Genomic DNA, 16,968 nt, shown 5'->3' on the forward strand with positions numbered 1-16,968 from the left:
ATGCATACATTTGCCAACTCCCACTTTCTAAAATTAATTGAAGATAGTGGGAGTGCATGCCCTCAAAGAGGCTGGGAGCCTGTCCACATTGAGGGAGAAAATAATCAACTCATCTCCTATATAAAATCTCACAGCTATGGTGAATATATCTTTGATTGGGCCTGGGCAGATCTTTATCACCGTATGGGAATTGAATACTACCCAAAACTAATTCATGCCATCCCTTTTACACCAGTAAATAATAGTAAATTCACTCAAGAATTTGATAGTAAACTTCTAACGAAGTCTTTTGATATGTATCAAGGACTCGAGCTATCAAGTGAGCACTACTACTTTACAGATGAGAGCTATCTTGAACTTAAGGAGCTTGGCTTTTTTAAGCAAATCACAACACAGTATCATTTTATTAACGAATTCGAATCGTTTGACGACTATCTTTCTAAACTTAAAAAGAATAAAAGAAAGAGTATTAAGAAAGAGCGCAAGGCCTGTCACTCTTACGATATTGAGATAAAAAAAGTTTTCGCTAAAGAGCTTTCATCAGATGAGCTTAAGCAAATTTATGGTTTATATCTAACAACAATTGATAAGAAATCGGCTTACGCCTATCTTACACTTGCATTCTTCTTAGGTTTAAACACACTAGATAATTGTTTTTTTCACCTCGCCTATAAAGAAGACTCAATTATTGCAATGGCGCTCTTTTTTGAATCTGAAACAAAACTCTACGGACGCTACTGGGGAATTCACCCACTACACCAACACAATTTCGAATTTCTCCACTTTGAAATGTGTTACTACAAAGCAATTGAGTATACGATTGAAAATAACCTAGCGATCTTTGAAGCTGGTGCTCAAGGAGAACAAAAGCTCTATCGTGGCTTTAGGCCAGTAGAGATTGAGTCATGGCACCATTTAAAAAATGTACAATTACATGAAGCGATTGCCAATCATGTACATAATCAAAACTTGAGTGTGAAAAAATATCATGAGGATTTAAAGGGACTACTTCCTTTCAAAAGTAGTCCCTAAGTTTTTAATTAATTGTAAACTGAGAATCTTTATAATCAATCTTTAAGTCTTTTTCTTCTAGGTCATGTGCCATTATCTCTTTTGATAAAGGCCTAGTAACGAGTCTGTTAAAGATTGATGCCAGAGGTCTTGCTCCATAGGCTTCGCTATACCCTTGCTCATTAAGTTTCGCACGTACACTTTCAGATAGATCAACTTTAAGTTTACGTCCAAGAAGTCTCGAGTTAAGTAAGCGTACTTGCTTATCAATTAGCGAGTTCATAATTGAGCGATCAAGAGCATTGTATGTCAGAACAGCATCAAGACGACCCAAAACTTCTGGTTTAAATGCCGTTTCTACTTCTTTCGCATTTGTAGTGACAAGAATAATCGTATTTTTAAAATCAATCGTGCGACCTTTGTTATCTGTGAGCCTTCCATCGTCAAGAATCTGTAACAAGATATCGCCAAAATCATGATGGGCCTTTTCAATTTCATCAAATAGGATCACTGAATAAGGGTGACGTCTTACTGCTTCAGTTAGAACACCACCCTCTTCATAACCAATATAACCAGGGGCCGCTCCAATGAGCTTACTCACAGAGTGTTTTTCACTAAACTCTGAGAGGTCAAAGCGAATTAAGTTATCTTGTGTATCAAACAAGAACTCACAAAGGGCCTTTGCTGTTTCCGTCTTTCCCACACCACTAGGACCTTTTAGGAGGAATGAACCTAGTGGTCGAGAAGGGTCAGTAAGACCAGCGTGGGCCGACACAATTGTATCAGCTATTTCAGTCAAGGCTTCCTCTTGTCCGTAAACACGAGACTTTAAGAATCCTTCAAGCTGTAAAATTTGCGCTTGTTTAGATTTAAGGATTTTCTCAACAGGAATCCCTTTTTGTCTTGAGATCACAAGTGCAATATCCTTTGTCGCTAGAACCCAATCATGATGGCAAGCTTCTAGTTCTTTTTCAACTTCAGGAAGTTGAGAATATTTAATCATTGATGCCTTTTCATAGTCCTGATTTCTTTCAGCTGCCTCAAGCTCAAAATTTAAGCGATCGCGCTGATTCTTTAGCTCGGAGACTCTTTTAAGAGAAAGAACTTCTTCTTCCCATGTACTTTTTTGTGCATTGAAAGTTTTTTCTAACTCTTCGACTTCCTTAGCAAGCTTTTCATTATCCTTATCAATCTGCATATTAACTTTCTTAGAACGAATATCCGCTTCTAATTCAACCAGCTTAGCAGGCATAGCTTCGGCAGAAAGTTTAAGAGCACTTGCTGCTTCATCAACTAAGTCAATTGCCTTATCAGGAAGGTTCTTATCCGTAATATACTGATCAGATAAAATGACAGAGTTATAAATTGCATCATCAGAGATCTTAATTCCATGGTGGATTTCTAGCTTCTCACGGATACCCATTAATATTTCAATTGCATCTTCTTTTGAAGGCTCATTTACAGGTACCGCACGAAAGCGCCTCTCAAGTGCACTATCACCTAGAATATACTTTTGATATTCTTCATCAGTCGTTGCACCAATACAATTTAGCTCACCTCTTGCTAGAGCTGGCTTTAAAAGATTGGCCGCATCCATCGCACCATCTGTCTTACCAGCACCAACTAATTGGTGTATCTCATCGATAAATAGGATTGAAGTGGCCGCATTTTGCTTAATATACTTTAAAAGCTTTTGTAGACGGTCTTCAAATTCACCACGAAATTTTGTTCCGGCCATCAAGGCCCCCATATCAAGGGCATAGACAGTTTTACCTTCTAGTACATCGGCGACAGTCCCTTTAACAATCATTTCAGCAAGGCCTTCAACGATAGCTGTTTTACCAACACCGGCCGGCCCAACTAAAACAGGGTTATTCTTTCCACGACGTCCTAGGATTTCCATCACGGCACGAATCTCTTTAGAGCGACCGATGACAGGATCAAGCTTGCCTTCTTGGGCCATTTCATTCAGGTTCGTCAGGAAGGCAGGAACCTCTTCTTCGTCTTCATTCATAGCAGAGTTAAAGACATTCGGATCGATATTGAGACTGGAGAGGGTTGTCACAATATGCTTTAGAAGATCAGTTTCTGTTACTTCCTGACGGCCTGATTGAATAGCATTGGAAGATGCCAATGTTAGCCACTTACTTAGGCCAGCAGTTGGTCTAACATTATCAAGTGAAACTTCTTGAGAAGCTTGAGGTAAGCGCTCAACTTCGGCCTTAATATCTTTTAATTTATTCTTTAGTGCTCTTGATGAAAAAGAAGAAGGATTTTTCACCAGCCCGTAAGCAAGGTGCCACTCAGATAGTTGAGTATTCTTCTTTTCCATAAGAAGAGATTGGGCAATATCGAGACTGCCTGCAACGATTGAATCGTACTTATTCATAAAAATTCCTCCACGCAATTTTATGGGTATAAACACCTAAAATTATGAGGTATTTTTCCCCTTCTACTATAAAGATGGGACGTGTTTTATAATTGTCAAGGTAACCAAAATATTTTTTTCGAAATAAATGAGATTATTATGAATAAATTTTTTCTTCAGATTTTTCTAATCCTAGTTTTAATTTTAAAGGCACAGGTATTTGCCCAAAAACTACCACCTCTTGATCTAAGCTCACCACGATCGACGATGAATTATTTTTTAAAGTCAATGAAGGCCTACAAGCTTGGAAATGAAAGAGGGCTCGATCAAGCAATACTTGCGCTTGATGGCCGCCATATTCCAGAGACAGTAAAAGATTTTAAGCTTAAAGATTTCTCACGAACTCTAATCACTATTTTTGATCGTATTGAATATATAGATGTAAAGAAGATCCCACGAAAGGTAGATGATGGAGTTTGGTACTACCGTAAAGAAGTCGTCCAAGTAGAAAATAAAGATCACAATGTTGAGATATCAATTCGCCAAGTACAACGTGGCGATAAGATGGTGTGGCTATTTACAAAGGAGACGATGAACTCCCTTCGCTTCTATGACCTCTCTCTTAAAGGTAAAAAAGTTGCTAAGGATGTCGTTTACAGCCAATCCCCTAAGGATCGATTAAAAGAATACCTTCCAGCATGGACATTTCATCAGCGCTTTCTGCTTTTAAATATTCACTGGATTCTGCTTCTTGTAATTACTCTTTTAAGCTTTATCGTTGACCGAATCATTCGCTACTATATTGCAGCAAAAACAATTTCAATTTTAAAGAAAAGAAATATCACTTTTACAGAGAAGCAACAAAATAGACTAACCTCTCCTTTTGGTAGTCTTGCTTTTGCCTATGTGTTTCAAACGCTAGCAACATGGATTGATCTCCCTGCAGATGCACTCGTTCTTGTCGTTAAGGCCTGTGATATTGTCATGGCAATCTCAGTGGTATTTATCCTAAATCAACTTCTCACTGTCATTTGTCTCTATCTAGAGGACAAGGCACGTGAAACAGAAAATAAATTTGATGATATTGTCGTTCCACTTATCAGAAAGACTGCCAGATTTTTTATTTACGCAGTTGGAATCATCTTCATTGGAGATGCACTCGAGCTAGATATGAAATCAATTCTTGCAGGTATGGGGATTGGTGGTATCGCCTTCGCTCTTGCTGCCAAGGATACAATCTCTAACCTATTTGGTTCATTTACAGTTCTCTTTGATAACCCATTCACAATTGGAGATTGGGTAAAGATTAATAATGATATCGAAGGTATTGTTGAAGAAGTTGGTATGCGCTCAACTCGTATCAGAACATTTCACAACTCCCTGCTATCAGTTCCAAACGGAAACCTTATCAATGCCAATATCGACAACCTTGGACGCAGAAGATATCGTCGCTTTAATACAACTCTAGGTATCGATTACGCGACTCCTCCAGAAAAGATTGAAAACTTTTGTGAGAGTATCCGTCAGATTATCGTTGCTCATCCAATGACAAGAAAGGATAACTTCCAAGTATATTTTAATTCAATGGGAGCAAGCTCTCTAAATATTCTTGTCTATATGTTTTGGGAAGTTCCAAGTTGGGATGACGAATTAAATGAAAAGCATAAATTCTTATTAGATATTTTAAGAGCGGCCAAGAAGCATGGTATTAACTTTGCCTTCCCGACCCAAACTCTTCACGTTCAACAAGACCCAGGCGTAACTTATGCGCCAGAAAATGTGGACTTCAGTCGTTCTCAGCAGGTTGCAAGTGAGCTTGTGAGCGATAGGTGGAATGCACCTAATCGCTCTTCACAATTTAGACTTAAATAAACTTCTATAATGGCCTTAGAGTTAAGACTTTAGGGCCTGATTTCTTCATTAAATCAAAACTAAAGATTTGTGTACGATACTCATCATTCATAAAGCGTTCTCTCTGATTATCATAATAAGGAGAAAGCATATGCCCAGAGTTTCCTAATGGAAGGATACCGTAAGAAATATCGACATTAGCAAAGTCAATTAGTCGACGAGTACTTGGTCCTGTCACCGGAGTGTGTCCTGCTTCACATGAGACACGACGAATATGGTTGATACTATTGATAGATCCGTTGGCCTCATATGGGCCCTGATTGAATATTTTCGCAAGAAACTCATTTTTTCCAAATGGGTGAGGCATTGTTAGCTGATGAATAAGTCCCCAGCGCCACTTGCTGACATCATCTCCAAGCTCTTGCTTTAGATAGTTCACGGCCTCTTTAAATGCCATTGAAATGACCTGGTCACGATCTTCAATTGGTGCAGTCTTTTCAATATCCCACCAAGAGTTATCTGGCATTTCAAGTAAGCGGTAATAATAAATCCAAGAGTTAATGGCCTTACAATACTTAACGTAGTCCTCACCCATCTCATCCATTAGAAGCTTACGAATACGCATATTTGTTTCATGAAATATTGTCGGTCCAACCTGTTCTTTGCGAGAATGACCTTTCCAATCCATAAAGAATTTTAAGGCTTCTTCTTCAAGAGCAGTCATTGGATATTTCTTTAGCGCATTATTAATAATTTTTTGCATCCTACGATTATTCGTACTGAAGCTTGCAGTTTGAACCATCTTTTGAGAATCCATATCCCAATTATCTCGAAGCTCAAGTGACTTTAAAATAGTATTATAGCGATTATCTGAATGCCAACCACCACGGTGATAGATACCACTTTTCATTGTCTTTGGTGCATCATTAGCGGAAACAACAAAACCATTTTCAGGATTAATCTCATGAGGTTTCTCATCAAATGTATAGACCCCTAGAATCTTGCGATCAGGTGTTTGAACAAGATCTGATTCAAATGGATGTGATCTTTTGTAACTATCCCCCATGATAAGTCTTGCCACATTCCCATCAGCATCCGCATAGACAATATTAAGGCCAGGTGACTTAACGATACTTGTGGCCTTCTTTATCTCTTCAAAGTTTTTTGCACGGCCAAGACCATAAAATCCCTCAATAGGCTTGTTACCTTCTTGAAAGAAACTGAAGTGGGCCGCAATATTCTTTGCGTCTTTGTTTACGGCCTGAACGATTTCATTAACAACAGGACCCTTCTTACTCCACTTGATTTGGAAATCGATTGACTCTTCTCCCTTCACTTTAATCAAAGAGTCTTCAACTCGTACAATTTCAAAATCATCTTCTAACTGATAAAGATCAACATCATCTGTGTAACTAATAGTTAATCCCCAACCAAGTTTTCGATTGTGGCCCATGGCCGGAAATGGAATAAGTGGTAGGAAGTGGCCATACATATGAAAGCCCTCTTCCTTATTCTTAATATTTGCTTCATACCAAATATTAGGTGCAGAAAAATTGATATGCGGATCACTTGCTAGGATTGGTTTTCCAGACTTCGTCTTCTTTCCAGAGATCGCCCAAGCATTTGAGCCAGTAAAAGTACCAATTCCTTTTAATAATGATTCGTAGTCAATAAAGCTTGCATCAACGACACGTCTTACACGCTTAGAGAAATCAACCTCATTATTAGCAAAGAGATACTTAAAATCACGATGCTTAACATTTGCCATAATATTTTGATAAGCAACTTCATTTCTCATAAATGGCGAAAAGCTATAATTTAAGTAAACGAAGACACCATAGATATCTTCGATATCAATTTTCTTAGGCTTTATTCCCAGTAAGAAAAATTCAATCGGCCTAACATTATTTTCAAGATAGTAGTTATAGCCGGCCATAAAAGACTCAAGATCTTTTCTCACAACCGGATCAAGAGAGGCCAAGATGCCATCACGAATATACTTAGAGTTTAAAGTACGAAATAATTTATCAACAGCGACAAGATCTGGCCCAAGAATTTCTGCAAGTCTTCCCTGGCCAGCACGACTAATTAGCTCATATTGAAAGCTTCGATCACCGGCCATTGAAAAGCCTAGAGCATAATTCATATCGTGACGAGAGTCTGCTTCGATATGAACAACTCCTTCATGATCACGATAGATCTTAGTGAGACCATTTAGGCCATCAACTTTAAGACTACCATGCATTACTGGAAAAGATCCCAATAGCATAAAGTAGACGCTTGCTATGATTAATATAAGAAGGCCTGCAATAATACTTAGAATCTTTTTCATGATGTTCTCTTAATTTTTAAATAAATTATTACTCTTAACTAATTCAACAACTTCTTCTGGAAGCATTTTTTCCCAGCCGCTCTCGCCGCTTGAGATCATCTCAATAACTGTACGAGACCAGATTCCTGATGCTTCATGATCATAACCTTCAAGATCGACAATTAACTTATTTTCACGAAGATACTTAACAAGAAACTCAAGAGACTTGTCATAAGTTACATCAGCAAAGCTTAGGCGATTTTTTGCATCATTATCATCTGCACATGGATAAAGATATAATTTAGTATTAAGGCCAAATAATTCACCTAATCCACCTAGGATCCCAAATGAAGTATCCTCATAATGCTTGATATTTAAAATCTCATTTAAATTATAAGTGTTAGTAATAAATGCAATTTGATTCTTAGCAATTGGCTGTAAGAACTGATTGAGTTCGAAGTAAGAAGCGAAGTTTGTAATTAAAACTTTTTGCTTAATTTTTGCAAGTAAATCAACACGAGCTAAAAAATCAGCGTTATCAATTGAAGATGAACGAGAAAGTAATTTTGACATTGAGATCTCAGAAAGAGTCACAATATTCTCACACTTCTCACTTGTGCATAAAAGCTCACGCCCTACTTTAAGCGCATCAACATTTCCCTTTGTTGGCGGCCTAAAAGAGCCTCTTAAAACAACAAGTGGCTTTCGATATAAGTAATCTTTGATTTGAACAACTTTACCATTCTCATCAAACATAACAGCAGAAGTAAACTTTCTCTTAACAAGTTCTAAAGAAAGAATACGAGGATCAACTCCATCAAAGGCCGGACCTTTAACGTCAATCATATCAATCTTAAGACGACTAGCAGATAAGTTATCCATTAGAGATGAAACAAGATGAGATGAATCATTTGAATTATAAAAACAGCTGTGGATCATATTCACACCAAGAAAACCAATGGCCTCTTGTTGCTGAAGATTTTCTTGATCAAGCATATTAACGTGAATGATTAAATCAGAAGGAGCTGCCCCTGCTTGATGTTGGAAACGTACACCAAGCCAACCATGACACTCTCCGCGACCAGAGTAACTTTTTGCTGCAACAGTATCAGCAAAGCAAAAGAATTTTGTTCCCTCTTCTCTTTGATCTTTAAGACGCTTGTACATTTTTGTAAATTCTGTCTCTAACATCGTATGTAGACGTCCTTGAGAAACATAACGTCCAGATGTCTCGACACCGTAAATAGCATCCGAAATTTGCATATCATAAGCAGACATCGTCTTAGCAACAGTCCCCGCTGCACCGCCAGCTCTAAAGAACTCACGAGCAACTTCTTGTCCTGCACCAATTTCTGCGAAACTGCCGTAAATTTTATTATCTAAATTAATTTGTAATGCTTTTTGTTTTGCTGATAGAATTTGGCAAAAATCCATAGTATAAATCCTTAAAATTTTTTAATTATAATAACAGCTTAGGACTCTATATGGCAAAAGAACACGACACGAATCTCTTTAAAAAACACATCTTTATTTGCAAGAGCTGTAAGAAGAATGATTGCCCTATGCTTGATGATGCCATGGCATTAAAGAGCGAGTTAAAGACATATTTCAACGAAAAATATGGAAAAGGTGTCGTTAGAGTTACTTCAAGCGACTGCCTTGGAAAATGCCGTGAAGGTATCCATATTGTCAGTTATCCAGAGGCAAAGTGGTTTAAAGATGGCACTAAAGAGTCGGCCCAGAGCCTAAAAGACTACGTAGATTCAAGCATTTAGAGTAAGTTCACAAAAAATTGACTTAGTTTTATCAAATATTATCCGATAATAATGATATAATTTCCTTAGGAAAGGAACCAAGGAGTGATTATGTGGATTCCTGTTATTATCGTTGGTATTTTAGTTGGAATTGCTTCAGTGAAAGAGAAGCAGGCCCGCGAGAAAAGAGCTAAGGCCTACATCCCTATTAAGGTCAAATAAATTTAGTTTTTGGCAAATTGAACGGCCACTTCTTTAGCGAAATACGTTAAAATCATATCGCATCCAGCGCGCTTAAAGCTCGTAAGCATCTCCATTGCTACGGCATCACCATCAACCCAGCCATTTTGAGCTGCTGCTTTAACCATGGCATATTCACCAGATACATTATAAGCGGCAACAGGTAGATTAGTGCGCTCTTTCATTTTAGCAATGATATCTAGATAGCTAATACCTGGCTTAACCATTAAGATATCTGCCCCCTCTGCTTCATCAAGCTCAATCTCACGTAGAGCTTCGATAGCATTGGCCGGATCCATCTGATAAGTCTTCTTATCACCTGCTTTAGGAGCACTATCCAGAGCGTCTCTGAAAGGCCCATAGAAGGCTGAAGCATACTTGGCCGTATACGACATAATTTGTGTATTTGAGAAACCTTCACCATCAAGGGCATCGCGGATAACTGCAATTCGTCCATCCATCATATCAGAAGGACCAATGATATCACTTCCCGCTTGGGCCTGAGCAAGTGCCATCCCTGCTAGAATATCCAGAGTTTCATCATTTAAGATCTCACCTGTTTTTTCACAAACAAGTCCATCATGACCATCACTTGAGTATGGGTCCATGGCAACGTCAGTCATGATAAGCATATCAGGACATGCGTTTTTAATATCTTTGATTGTTTTTTGTAGAAGCCCATTTGGATTCTTTGATTCTGTTGCAAAACGGTCTTTAATAGAATCATCAAGCGCAGGAAAAAGAGAAACGCATTTAATGCCAAGGTTCCAAAGCTCTTTCACTTCCTTTACAATTAGATCGCGTGAGTAGCGATTAATCCCAGGCATTGAAGTTACAGGAATCGTTTGATTTTCTCCACCAACGATAAAAAGTGGCATAATCAGATCATCTACTGTTAGCGTTGTTTCACGCATTAGAGATCTCATGGCGTGATTCTTTCTATTTCTTCTTGGACGAATATTATTTAAATACATAGATTATAATCCCATTTGAATTTTAGTTTTATAAGCAAGGGCATACATTGAAATTTGCTTGATCATACTTGAAAGTCCATTCGCACGAGACATTGATAAGTGCTGGCGAAGACCAATAGTATCTAAGAAGTCAGGCTTAGTTGCGAGAATTTCATCAGGTGTAGCATCTGAGTAGACACCAACTAGAATTGAAACAATCCCCTTTACGATGGCCGCATCACTATCGGCACGAAAAAAAACTTTTCCATCTTTAAGCTCTGGAATTAGCCAAACTTGAGACTGGCATCCTTTAACTTTATATTCTTCTTGTTGTAAATCTTCAGGTAGGGACTCCATCTGTTTCCCGCGAGAAATGATGTGCATGTAGCGATCTTCCCAATCACCAAATCCATTAAATTCTGAAATAAGTGCGTCAACTCTTTCTTGTATTTGCAAAATGAACTCCTTAAGTCAATATGAGTCGGAGTCTAGCATTTTTTAGATAATGCGTGAAGCAAACTCCACTACTTTTTCAATTTGAGCGGCAATGTGGTCAATAAAGTTTTGAAGGGCAATGAAAAAGCCGTAATTTCCAACCTGATTTGTTAGCATCGCAATCATTGAGTCCAGTATATCAAGATACGGCTGCAAACCAAATTTCTTGACTAGTAATTCGATATAAGTAGCGACACCTTCCACGTCACGTCCTTCGTTTGTTACAACATATAATGGGTTCTTAATAGTGGCCACGAAAGCTCCTTTTTTGTCTCTTAACTATAGTTATAAAGTCGAATCATTCCACGAATCAATTAAATTTGCGATTTTATTAAATTGTTCATGAAGCGGCTGATATTCCTTAGAATTATAAGCATAAATTGACTTCTTAGCGGCCTGTGATTTCACGATTTGGGCCTTATTAAAGAATGGAGCAATGAAGCGGTCATCTCCAGTTACTTTACGAATCAGTTCCTTAATCTCATCAAGATCACTCTCTTCTTGCTTACGTCTCGTATCCATTAGATTCGGAATATGAGTGATGATCTCTGGAAGCTTCACTATATCCATATCTTCTATGTCTGATAACATCCCATAAAAATGCTCTAGCCCCTTCATTGAAAAATCATCTGGTCTAAATGGAACAATCACTCCATCACTGACGCAAATACTATTAACAACTAAAAGCCCAAGAGTTGGTGGACAATCAATAAGAATATAATCGTAGCGTTTTCTTAATCCCGCTTGTTCTACATATTTTTTTAGAATTGTTTGTCTTGGAGAATTAATGGCAGCGACACATAATTCAAATCCAGATAATTCTTGGGCCGCCGGAAGTAGATCAACACCTAACTCGGACTTGAAAACAACTTTTTCGAAAATCGTTGAAGAATGCAGATGCTTAAGTTCTTTAATTGAATTAAGAAGCAGATTGAAAATACTAATACTCTCTCTACTTTCTTCATGACCAAACAAGTAACTCATATTCGCTTGAGGGTCCATATCAATAACAAGAACTTTGTGACCTTTCTGGGCCAAGGCATGGGCAGTATTAAAACACATTGTTGTTTTACCAACCCCACCCTTTTGATTAAGAAAAGATATTATCTTTCCTTTACCTAAATCTTCTAAAGTATTTGTGCGATTGCGACCAAAGAACATAACCTTCTCCCAAGAATCATTCATTGTCATGATGCTTAAAGATTATATCATAAATTTAGAAGTGGGTACCAATTAGTCATACTGATTTGGATCAAGTTCGATAACACAACGCAGACCAATTCGACTACTTGCCTCAGTATCTGGAAGAAACTCAAATGCGTACACGCCAGCACCCGAAAGACTTGAATAATCACCACCACTTGCCATACTTCCGTTAACTCCACCAGTATTGTCAAAGATTCTAAAGATCTCATCATCGTGAAGTTGTGAGTTAGTGATACCAGCAGTCGATCCGATTCTTAGAGTATAATCATTAATAACACTTCCTGGCATAGCATCTTCAGTAGCTTTTGCTGCATTTGAAATAGGAATACCGAAAACATAGTTAAAATATCTTGCACTATAATCAGAAACATTTTCAAATAAATGACTTTCAAGCTCTAGGTCACAATCATTGTCGCCATCAGAGTCATTACATGGCCCAATGAGTGAATCCATCAGATAATCACCTGTCCCACCATAGATATCAGCTTTAGTTGAAACAATTGAAGCAAAAGAATAAATATTAGCATTGAAGCTATAGGCCGTATTAGAAATCTCAGAAACGTTTCCTACAGCATCTTGAACACCAAAGGCAGATGTACAATCTTGCGTGAATACAGAACCTGTATGCAAAGAGCGAATTCCTGAAGAATTTGTTCCAGGAATTGTATGAATATCTGATGAGCTTAAGTTATCAATATCCATGAACGAAGACTCAAGCCCACTTGCTAATGAAGCATTACACTTACTTGAAGAATTAAGCGCAAGTCCTCTTTCCACAACTTCAACATTAGCATCAGAAGTCGCTCTAACATCCCATGCACTATAAGCAATTTGCTCATCACGAGTTGGCAGCTTATAAGTAGTAGCAGCACCATAACCAACGATCGTTGGAGCGCCAGTTAGTGTTGTACATGCATTAACAGCACTAGAGTTAGTAATATTAGTTAATGGTGGCAAGAACGACTGGAATGCAACAGCAGAGTCTAAAGTCTGAGTTGAAAAGTTTTGCCAAGTTCCGTTTTTAACATAACAAGTACCAGTTGATCTTTCATAGAAGATTGACCCGTCAGGACCATCATAGGCTCCAAGATTTTGGGCCACACACTGTCCATCAGTTGTATCACAGCTTGTTTTTGAATAAGGGCATCCCATTTCAAAACGAGGTACAAGTAAGTCCTTACCAAAGTCATAGACAGAACCAATCGTTCCAAGAGCTGAGGCAGTATCACCAAAGCCTTTATACTCACATACATAGTTACTATCGATAAACGAATCAGAATGCATCATCTCACACGCCTTCTTATTAACCATCCAGCGATGTACAAATGCAAAGTTTTCTTGAGGTGCAACCACAGTTAGTTTTGCAACATTATTATTAGTTGTAATCTCTAGAGATTCATTATCCCCTAGCTGATTAGTGTAGCTAAGAACTGGTCTAACTTCATAAACATAAGTGTGGTTTGGAACAGGAGCTAAACGCGAGTTCTCACCGTTATCAACATATGTATTTGACGAAGTAATAAGTTCTCTATTTAGTGGATTGCTATAATTAAACGTATAAAGAGGGCCGGCCTTCTTACGATATACATTGTAGCCTTGAATTGCTCCAGAAGTACCGACAGTGAAATTCTCCCATTCAAGGTTCACTCTAGAAGTACCATGATAAGGAATCCAATTTGATCCATCTGAATAAAAACAATCCTGACCAGTAGTTGCCTGATAAGCAGTATTAAATAAGAATTTTCCGTTATTATCACTTGCAAGTAATGTCTCAGTTTGAGAATTGAAAACAACACTTACAGAGCTAGCATCACCTGAATCATATGTTACATCACCAATACAACTTGCACTTCCAAGATCATCACAAGTTGTTGTCGTATCTTCTAAAAGTCCATCAGTTGTGTAGTCGCGATTAACCTCTGAGATATTACATGCAACAGACTTATTAATTAGTACCCAATCACTTGAAGTCGTTCCAGTTGAATAATAACAAAGATTTCCTGCCGTACGGTAAATAGCACCAGCAGAATCAGGTTTTACATTTGATGTGTTTGGAGCAACCGTTCCATAACACTCTTTTCCACCGTCACACTTAGTAAGAGAATGTGAACAAGTAAAGTTTGATTCAACACGAATTCCAAAATGGTTAACCTTTGTACCAAGGGCCTTTACATCTGCCCAACCATGATGAGCAACTGTCTGCGGCTCAACTCTAACTTTGAAAGAAACAGAAGTTCTCGGTGATCCAGTTCCATTATCCACAAGATCAAATGAAATCGTTGTCTCACCAAATTGAGATGCCGTTGGGATCATTTTTATTCTTAGAATTTCATTAATAGAAATTCCATTATCAATTACACCACTTGCCATAGCACCATTTACAGCAGCAAGATCTCCGGCTTCACTATATTCACCATCTAGATCAGTATCTTTTAAAAACTGAATATTCATTGGCTGAATCAGTACATTATTAGTTGAAACAACATTTTCAATCGTTACTGTTTGAGAAGCTTCATTGATACTTCCACCTTCACTAATAATAACATTATCAATAATAATATCTTCTTTTTCACCAACGATAACATCACTCATGTAACTAGCGTTTTGAGTACCGTTATTAGAAGCCACTGACCACTCGTCTGTATCAATTGATTCATAACATAGGCCGTTTGTGCGATCAAAATAAATGACAGGGTCATTACTTACGTGTGACGTAGGATTGAAGCTAGGTGCTCCATTTCCAATACAGTTATTTACACCACACTCGGTACGTCCAGCGCGGCGATTATATACAGAATAATTACAAATAACAGGTGCATCAGATGTTTCAAGAACAACAACATCAAGTGTTTGAACAACAGACTCCGCATTACTTGAATCTCTTACAACAAATTGGAAATCATCAGGTGTACCTAGCGTATTAGCGCTATTACCATTGAGGGTTTCGTATAAACATGTAATTGCACCACCTGAAGAAATTGCACAATCCTTAATTGTCCCCTCTGTTCCTGAGACAGAGCTTTGTCCGGCCATCGTATTAATACGACTTCCGCTACCATCGATAAAATAAACAGTAAGAGTCGATGTTGTATTATCGACATCAGAAACACTACCTAATGAAATCGTTTCACTTACGCTATTCCAATCAGAAGACTCATTCATTGTATGCGTAAATGGCCCACCTGCAACAACTGGCGGATCATTCTTAGCATTGATAACAACATTGATATAACCTGTTGTATGGAAATCTGCCATACTCGTTAAAGGTAATGGTGAGTCAGAAATTTGATATTCTACTGTATAGACACCATTAGCATCTCCATCGAAGTAGAGATTACAATAAGTGGCATCATCAACACTATTAGCATGAAAGTTATCTCCAGGAGCACCTGTACATGAACCTTGGATATCTGAATAATTTGTTAAATTTTTAAATTTATAACGGAGATCTGAACTTGGAAATCCCATATAAGAATCATCTGATGCAGTTGGAAAGTAAAAACCAACGGCAGTTTGGGCACCTGGCGTTCCTGTGCTATCTTCATCCACTGTAACAGTGATAATATTAGCAGCAACAGGCTCATCATCGACTTCAACAATTCTTGCAGAAGCAACACCAGTATTAGAGTACTTTCCATTTGCATAGATTTGATACTCAACCATGGCCTCTGAAGAAGCATTAAAGTAATCAGTATTTGCTCTAAAGGCTAAAGTACACTTACCTAGCGAACAGTTACATGAAATTGATGAGTTTTGGACACTTGCATGAATTGAGTTAGCACTACAGAAAGTTGCAAAGTCTCCATCATAATCAAAATATCCAGAAACTGGAATTTCATTTACTTCACTATCAAAAACAAAAGTAATTAAGTCATCTTCGCTTACTGTCGCAGACCTTGTTGCAGCAACACTTGGTGATTGATCAACATTTGTCACATCAACATATAATCTTGAAACGGCACTATCACCATCATCATCACTGATATAGAAATCAATATATGATGAACCATTAATATGGCGTGATGGTTCAATATCCATTGAACAAGTACCACTAATACATTCACAAGTAGCACCTAACATTTTTATTCCAGGAGTTGGACTCTCTGTTGTGTTAGGCCCAGTAATTGAGGCCACGATAATTGGGTTAATCAATGAACTAGAATTTATAGCATTCGTAATTTGAAGTGAAGTTGAAAATCCAGAATCAATTTGTACTGTGATTGTATTTGTTGCAATTGAAACAAGTTCTGATCCTGCAATAACAGAAGGATTATCCACAAGTTCAATATATAGATCAGCATAGTTAATTGCATTTTGCCAAGTATTAACTCTTTCAAAAGTCATTGATCCAATTGTAATCGATTGATTAAGGCCTGAAGAGCTATTGACGATCGTACATGAAGTTGGGATTCCCCCATTTTGATCAGTAAAAGAGATTGGAAAACTTGTCTTAAGCGCATCTTCCATCATAGAGACTGAAGTTGTCGTGATAACTGGAGCTTTGGGAGATACATCTAGAACACAACTTCTTGTGATCTCATCGAAATAGTGTCCATCATCACAGCTTGCCTGCTTCAAAGAATTCATCTGCGGTGTACAACCGATGAAAGCACTTAAAAATATTGTAAATAAAAGTAAACGATTCATTATCTTTCCCAAGTATCCCAATAACTTATCGCCAAAATATTTCTTAACTTTAAATAAAGACAAACAAACACTTATGTTATTTCAATATTATAGAAGATAGCTGATCCCGCCTCTATATTTATGTAATTATGG

Annotated in this window: 11 protein-coding genes; 3 read left to right on the plus strand and 8 right to left on the minus strand. The window is 37.8% G+C overall.

The window, feature by feature from the left end:
• Positions 1–1,032, plus strand: coding sequence for a peptidogalycan biosysnthesis protein (locus ACMAWV_RS10035; RefSeq protein WP_412462514.1), 1,032 nt, complete (start codon positions 1–3; stop codon positions 1,030–1,032).
• 4 nt (positions 1,033–1,036) lie between these two features.
• Here the strand turns inward: ACMAWV_RS10035 and ACMAWV_RS10040 are convergent, their stop codons facing one another.
• Complete coding sequence (locus ACMAWV_RS10040) at positions 1,037–3,400, minus strand: ATP-dependent Clp protease ATP-binding subunit (RefSeq protein ID WP_412469446.1); 2,364 nt, start codon at positions 3,398–3,400, stop codon at positions 1,037–1,039.
• Between the two features lie 138 nt (positions 3,401–3,538).
• Between ACMAWV_RS10040 and ACMAWV_RS10045 the strand changes: the two genes are divergently transcribed.
• Positions 3,539–5,251, plus strand: a complete 1,713-nt coding sequence (locus tag ACMAWV_RS10045) for a mechanosensitive ion channel family protein (protein WP_412469445.1) — start codon at positions 3,539–3,541, stop codon at positions 5,249–5,251.
• A gap of 4 nt (positions 5,252–5,255) precedes the next feature.
• On the opposite strand, the gene ACMAWV_RS10050 is transcribed toward ACMAWV_RS10045, so the two are convergent.
• On the minus strand, positions 5,256–7,562 hold the full coding sequence (locus ACMAWV_RS10050; protein WP_412469444.1) for a penicillin acylase family protein: 2,307 nt from the start codon (positions 7,560–7,562) through the stop codon (positions 5,256–5,258).
• 9 nt (positions 7,563–7,571) lie between these two features.
• Positions 7,572–8,975, minus strand: coding sequence for a hypothetical protein (locus tag ACMAWV_RS10055; RefSeq protein ID WP_412469443.1), 1,404 nt, complete (start codon positions 8,973–8,975; stop codon positions 7,572–7,574).
• Between the two features lie 50 nt (positions 8,976–9,025).
• On the opposite strand from ACMAWV_RS10055, the gene ACMAWV_RS10060 reads away from it, so the two are divergent.
• A complete protein-coding gene (locus ACMAWV_RS10060; RefSeq protein ID WP_103217000.1) occupies positions 9,026–9,316 on the plus strand; it encodes a (2Fe-2S) ferredoxin domain-containing protein in 291 nt (96 codons plus the stop codon).
• A gap of 203 nt (positions 9,317–9,519) precedes the next feature.
• On the opposite strand, the gene hemB is transcribed toward ACMAWV_RS10060, so the two are convergent.
• The 5 genes from hemB to ACMAWV_RS10085 are packed head-to-tail and all read right to left on the minus strand — an operon-like array spanning position 9,520 to position 16,836.
• Positions 9,520–10,509: a porphobilinogen synthase gene (gene hemB, locus ACMAWV_RS10065; protein WP_103216999.1), complete on the minus strand. Its 990-nt coding sequence runs from the start codon at positions 10,507–10,509 to the stop codon at positions 9,520–9,522.
• Positions 10,510–10,512: 3 nt separating this feature from the next.
• Positions 10,513–10,944, minus strand: coding sequence for a SufE family protein (locus ACMAWV_RS10070; RefSeq protein WP_103216998.1), 432 nt, complete (start codon positions 10,942–10,944; stop codon positions 10,513–10,515).
• A gap of 42 nt (positions 10,945–10,986) precedes the next feature.
• Positions 10,987–11,238: a hypothetical protein gene (locus ACMAWV_RS10075; protein ID WP_103216997.1), complete on the minus strand. Its 252-nt coding sequence runs from the start codon at positions 11,236–11,238 to the stop codon at positions 10,987–10,989.
• Positions 11,239–11,268: 30 nt separating this feature from the next.
• Entirely contained in the window at positions 11,269–12,174 is a 906-nt protein-coding gene (locus ACMAWV_RS10080; protein WP_103216996.1) for a ParA family protein, read from the minus strand.
• Positions 12,175–12,216: 42 nt separating this feature from the next.
• Entirely contained in the window at positions 12,217–16,836 is a 4,620-nt protein-coding gene (locus tag ACMAWV_RS10085; protein ID WP_412462509.1) for a hypothetical protein, read from the minus strand.
• Positions 16,837–16,968: the final 132 nt, after the last annotated feature.

It is taken from the genome of Halobacteriovorax sp. RT-1-1, from assembly GCF_047085455.1.
Taxonomy (GTDB): domain Bacteria; phylum Bdellovibrionota; class Bacteriovoracia; order Bacteriovoracales; family Bacteriovoracaceae; genus Halobacteriovorax_A.

Coding starts and splice junctions, on each gene's coding strand:
- ACMAWV_RS10035 (WP_412462514.1), top strand. CDS start 1: ATGCATACATTTGCCAACTCCCACTTTCTAAAATTAATTGAAGATAGT.
- ACMAWV_RS10040 (WP_412469446.1), bottom strand. CDS start 3,400: ATGAATAAGTACGATTCAATCGTTGCAGGCAGTCTCGATATTGCCCAA.
- ACMAWV_RS10045 (WP_412469445.1), top strand. CDS start 3,539: ATGAATAAATTTTTTCTTCAGATTTTTCTAATCCTAGTTTTAATTTTA.
- ACMAWV_RS10050 (WP_412469444.1), bottom strand. CDS start 7,562: ATGAAAAAGATTCTAAGTATTATTGCAGGCCTTCTTATATTAATCATA.
- ACMAWV_RS10055 (WP_412469443.1), bottom strand. CDS start 8,975: ATGGATTTTTGCCAAATTCTATCAGCAAAACAAAAAGCATTACAAATT.
- ACMAWV_RS10060 (WP_103217000.1), top strand. CDS start 9,026: ATGGCAAAAGAACACGACACGAATCTCTTTAAAAAACACATCTTTATT.
- hemB (WP_103216999.1), bottom strand. CDS start 10,509: ATGTATTTAAATAATATTCGTCCAAGAAGAAATAGAAAGAATCACGCC.
- ACMAWV_RS10080 (WP_103216996.1), bottom strand. CDS start 12,174: ATGACAATGAATGATTCTTGGGAGAAGGTTATGTTCTTTGGTCGCAAT.
- ACMAWV_RS10085 (WP_412462509.1), bottom strand. CDS start 16,836: ATGAATCGTTTACTTTTATTTACAATATTTTTAAGTGCTTTCATCGGT.